Annotated in this window: 3 protein-coding genes and 1 pseudogene; 1 reads left to right on the top strand and 3 read right to left on the bottom strand. The window is 71.3% G+C overall.

The genetic code is table 11. The features are described from left to right. The 3 genes and pseudogenes from C1I97_RS40300 to C1I97_RS32525 all read right to left on the bottom strand — a co-directional run. Positions 1–623 (bottom strand): annotated as a pseudogene (locus C1I97_RS40300) (N-acetylmuramoyl-L-alanine amidase); the annotation flags it as partial. Between the two features lie 431 nt (positions 624–1,054). Beyond that, positions 1,055–1,612, bottom strand: coding sequence for a GH25 family lysozyme (locus C1I97_RS32530; RefSeq protein WP_111006629.1), 558 nt, complete (start codon positions 1,610–1,612; stop codon positions 1,055–1,057). A gap of 92 nt (positions 1,613–1,704) precedes the next feature. Beyond that, positions 1,705–2,739 carry a phosphatidylinositol-specific phospholipase C domain-containing protein gene (locus C1I97_RS32525; protein WP_181447012.1) on the bottom strand — a complete coding sequence of 345 codons (1,035 nt, stop codon included), beginning with the start codon at positions 2,737–2,739 and terminating at the stop codon, positions 1,705–1,707. A 158-nt stretch (positions 2,740–2,897) separates the two neighbouring features. Here C1I97_RS32525 and C1I97_RS32520 point away from each other — a divergent pair. Continuing rightward, the coding region (locus tag C1I97_RS32520) for an FAD-dependent oxidoreductase (protein ID WP_258382840.1) at positions 2,898–4,213 on the top strand (1,316 nt) is incomplete at its 3' end.

The raw sequence follows: 4,213 nt of genomic DNA, 5'->3' as shown, positions 1-4,213 counted from the left end.
GGCTCGGACCCGGCGGGAGCCGTGGTCTCCTCCTCGACGTCCGGCACGTCCGGATCGGGAACCTCCTCCGGTTCCGTGGCCGTGGGATCGGGCGACTCGGCCGGATCGTCGGGTGCGTCGACCTGGTGGCCCGCCGGTTCCATCCCGCCCGGCACTCCGGCACCGCTGCCGTCCTTGCCGGGATCGATCATGTCCAGACGCAGCCCGGCAGGCAGACGGTCGGAGGTACGTCCCTCCGCCGTGACCCGCACCTCCACGCCGTCGGACGGTCCCACCCAGGCCGGCTCGGTACCGCCGCGCCCGGCGCCCGCCTCACCCTGGCCGCCGGCACCGTCCAGTCGCAGCCAGTCGGACCACTGACCGGATCCCGCTGCGCGGGCGCGTGCCTCGATCGTGCCCGTGATCCGCGCCGCGGGGTCGCTCCAGGTGATCCCGAGCATGCTGAACGGCTCGGTCCGGTCCTGCTTCAAAGTGGCCCTGGTGCCGTGATCGGTCGTCGGCAGCGCGGCGGTGCGGGCCTGGCTCCTGACGGGGCCCGGCTTGCCGTCACGGTCGGTGTTCCGGCCCGGCTGGTCGGAGCCTCCGTTCAGTAAAAGCCCTCCGACGAGCCCTGCCGAGACCACGGCAGCCGTACCCCAGATATAGCGAGATCTACCCATAACGGATTGCGATGTCCTTCGTGAGGGGTGAGGAAAAGCGGCACCCGCACCGGCAGGGCGGGGCGACTCACACAGCAGACCTTCAAGATCCACCGAAGGTTGCGCCGTCACGTCGCAAAGCGACGGGTGGTATGGATCACACGTGCGGCCCGTCGGGCCGGGAGTCCGGGACCGGTGGAAAAAGGGAAGCCGCCGGTCCGAGTACGCCGCCTGACCGCGGCGCCGAGGCCCTGCCGGCAGCGCCCCGGGGCGCCCGGCGGACTTCCGGACGCAGTACGACGCCGACCCCGCCCGGCCGCCCCGGGCCTGCCCGGGCCCGCGCTCACCGGGGCCCAGCTCGGCCAGGTGCTGGTCGACCTGGGCGCGCGGCGGCGCGGTTGAGGCCTCCGCCCGGCTCAGGCGCCCCTGGCCCACTCCCGCAGCGCCGCCTTGTCGGCGAAGTTCGCCACGTTCTGGTCGTGGGGGTCGTCGGTGTACTGGTGGAAGCGCCACTTCGCCTTGATGCGGGGATGGCCGGCGGCGACGTAGTCCGCGATCCACAGGCCGTCGCCCGCGTAGGAGGTGGTGTCGACGTTGAGCCAGAAGTGGCGGTTGGCGTAGAGGATCACCCGATGGTGCGGGCGGAGGGCCTTGACCTTGCGGATGAACTGGTCCTTCTCCGCGTTGCTCGCGTGGGTGCCCTCGCCCGTGGTCTCCCAGTCGACGGCGAGGATGTCGCCCGCCTTCTCGGGCGCGTGGGAGACGAAGTACTCCGCCTGGGCCGTGATGTTGCCCGGCCACAGGAAGTGGTAGAAGCCGACGACCAGACCGGCGTCGCGGCCGTGCTTGGTCTGGGCGCCGAGCTTGGAGTTGACGTACGAACGGCCCTCCGTCGCCTTGATGAAGACGAAGGAGGAGCCGCTCGTGCCGTACGTGGAGGACTGGTAGGCGCTCACGTCGATGCCGTGCAGCATGCACACTCCCTGAAAGTGCCGTGGGGGGAGGAGTCGTTGGTCGGGTTCTGCCCCGTCTCCCTTACGGACGATCCCCTCAGGGCGTTCGAACATCAGCCCCGGTCGACCACCGAGCCCAGTACGGCGGGCGACTTGGCCGACCAGTCCGAGGTGATCACACTGGCGTGTTTCCCGGCCAGCAGGGACAGACGGGCGGCCACCTCCGCGTCCGTGGGGTTGGTCGAGGAGATCGCCGGGGAGACGCCGGCCGCGTCCGTCATGATCAGGATGTAGTGGTTCGCCGCGTAGAAGGACGTGTCGTAGCCCTTGGTGACGTAGGTCGCCGCGTCCCCGTCGAAGAAGACGAACCAGGGGCGGATCGAGGCGTCGTAGCGGCCGGTGCGCGGGTCGCCGGCCGCCGCGCCGAGGACGGCGGGGAAGGCCTGGGCCGCGGCGATGTTCCCGGCGGCGTACAGATCGCGCAGGTGGTCGCCGTACTCCTGGTCGGTCCAGTAGTGGTCGAAGGGGTTGGCCTGCTCCACCGTACCCGGGATCAGCTCGAAGATCACCTTGCCGGTCAGGTCGCCCCGGGACGGCCAGGCACCGGCCTTCGCGGCCGCGTCCAGCGTCGGATACCTCCCGTCCAGCAGGTCGGAGGGCTTGTAGACCATGCTGCCGAGCTTCTGCCGCACCAGGGTGTCGAAGGCGGCCGGCCCGAGACCGATGGTCTGGTTGAAGCCGTTCTTCATCTCCACCTTGAAGACGATCGGCCGGTGGTCGGGGTGCAACTGGTGCCAGGCGGCGATGTTGTCCAGGCAGCTGCCGAGGTCCTGGTTGCGGCTCCTGCCGTACAGCTCGCCGGGGGCCTTCGCGGCCTCGCAGTTGTTGTCGTTGCCCAGCGGATTGCTGTGACTGACCCGCCAGCGCCGGGTCAACGGGTCCGTGTAGACGTCGACTTCGAGCAGCGAGGCCCCGGAGTCCAGCGCCTGCGCGAAGTACGTGTACTTCGCCTTCTCGTACGCGTTGTGCGTACCGATCGCCGTCGTCCCGGAGAACTTCGGTGCCTGAGCCGCACCGGCGTGTGAGGGAACCGCCACCAGCAACGCGACGGCACCCAGTAACGCCGCCGTACGTCTTGCCACGCGCATGGACCAACTCCCCTTCGTTGTCGCAGAGTTGAGCGGCAGCGTAGAGGCAGGCGGTTACCATGCGGTAGCCCCTGGAGGAACAGGTGTCACAGCGGCAGGATTCCGACCGGTCCGCAGGCGGTCGCTTTCCCACGACGAACGGCCAGGAGGCAGCCCTCATGAGTGAAACCCCGCGCCGGAGCCCGGCCCGTGTCGTCGTCGTCGGGGGCAGCATCGCCGGCATGCTCGCCGCGGCCGCCGTCAAGGACCACGTCGACTCCGTCGAGATCGTCGAGGCCCACGAGCTGCCCGAGGGGCCCGGACCGCGCACCGGGGTTCCGCAAGCGGCCCACATCCACTTCCTGCAGACCGGCGGAGCCGAGGCGATCGAGGCGCTCCTGCCCGGCAGCGTCGACCTGTTGCTGGCCGCGGGCGCCAACCGCGTACCCGTGACCACCGACATGATCATCTATTCTCCGGAGGGCTGGTACCGCCGCTGGCGGCGGGCCACCCACTACCTGATCAGCGCGAGCCGGGACCTGACCGATTCCGTCGTCCGGGGGCAGGTGCTCAAGGACTCCCGGGTCGGCGTGCGCACGCACACCAAGGCCGTCGGGCTGCTGGGCGACCGCCGCACCGTCACGGGCGTACGGGTCCGCGGCGCGGACGGTGCCGAGGCCGAACTCCGCGCCGACCTGGTCATCGACGCCTCGGGCCGGTCGACTCGCACGCCCCGGTGGCTCGCCGGGCTGGGTGTCACCGGCCTCGCCGAGGACACCGTCGACTCCGGTCTGGTCTACGCCAGCCGCATGTACCGTGCGCCCGCCCCGACCCGCGGCTGGCCCGTGGTCGGTGTGCAGACCGACCCGTTCCTGCCCGGACCGGGGAACGCCGGCGGCATCCTGCCGGTCGAGGGCGACCGCTGGCACGTCAGCCTGATGGGAGCACCCGGTGGGCAGCCCACCCGGGACGCGGACGCCTTCGAACCCTTCGCCCGCACCCTGCGCCACCCCGTCATCGCCGACCTGATCGCCCACGCGGAACCGCTCACCGACGTCCGCGTCAGCCACAGCACCGCCAGCCGGCGGTACTACTACGAACGGCTCGCCTCCTGGCCGGAGGGGCTCATCGCGCTGGGGGACTCCGTCGCGGTCTTCAACCCCGTCTACGGCCAGGGCGTGTCGGTGGCCGCGCAAGGCGCCCTCGCCCTGCGTGATCTCGTCCCGGGCGGCCCGGCCCCCGGGCTGGCCCGCCGCGCCCAGCGCGCGATCGCCCGCCCCGTCGACAGCGCGTGGGCCCTCACCCTCGGGCAGGACATCCACTTCTCCACGACCAAGGGCAGGAAACCGAACCCCTTCGACCGGCTCCTCCACCGCTACGTCAGCCGCTTGTCCCGCACCGCCACCGGCTCGTTCCACGCGGCCACGGCCCTGACCGACGTGCTGGCCCTCCAGGCCCCGCCCCCTCGCTCGTCAGGCCCCGCGCGCTGCTGGCG

The organism is Streptomyces sp. NTH33, assembly GCF_003236365.1.
GTDB lineage: Bacteria > Actinomycetota > Actinomycetes > Streptomycetales > Streptomycetaceae > Streptomyces.
Note: the sequence above shows the minus strand (reverse complement) of the source record. Positions and strands in the feature narration are given on the sequence as shown.

Bases quoted from the DNA above. Each gene is read 5' to 3' on its own strand.
- C1I97_RS32525 (WP_181447012.1), bottom strand. From the start codon at position 2,739: ATGCGCGTGGCAAGACGTACGGCGGCGTTACTGGGTGCCGTCGCGTTG.
- C1I97_RS32530 (WP_111006629.1), bottom strand. From the start codon at position 1,612: ATGCTGCACGGCATCGACGTGAGCGCCTACCAGTCCTCCACGTACGGC.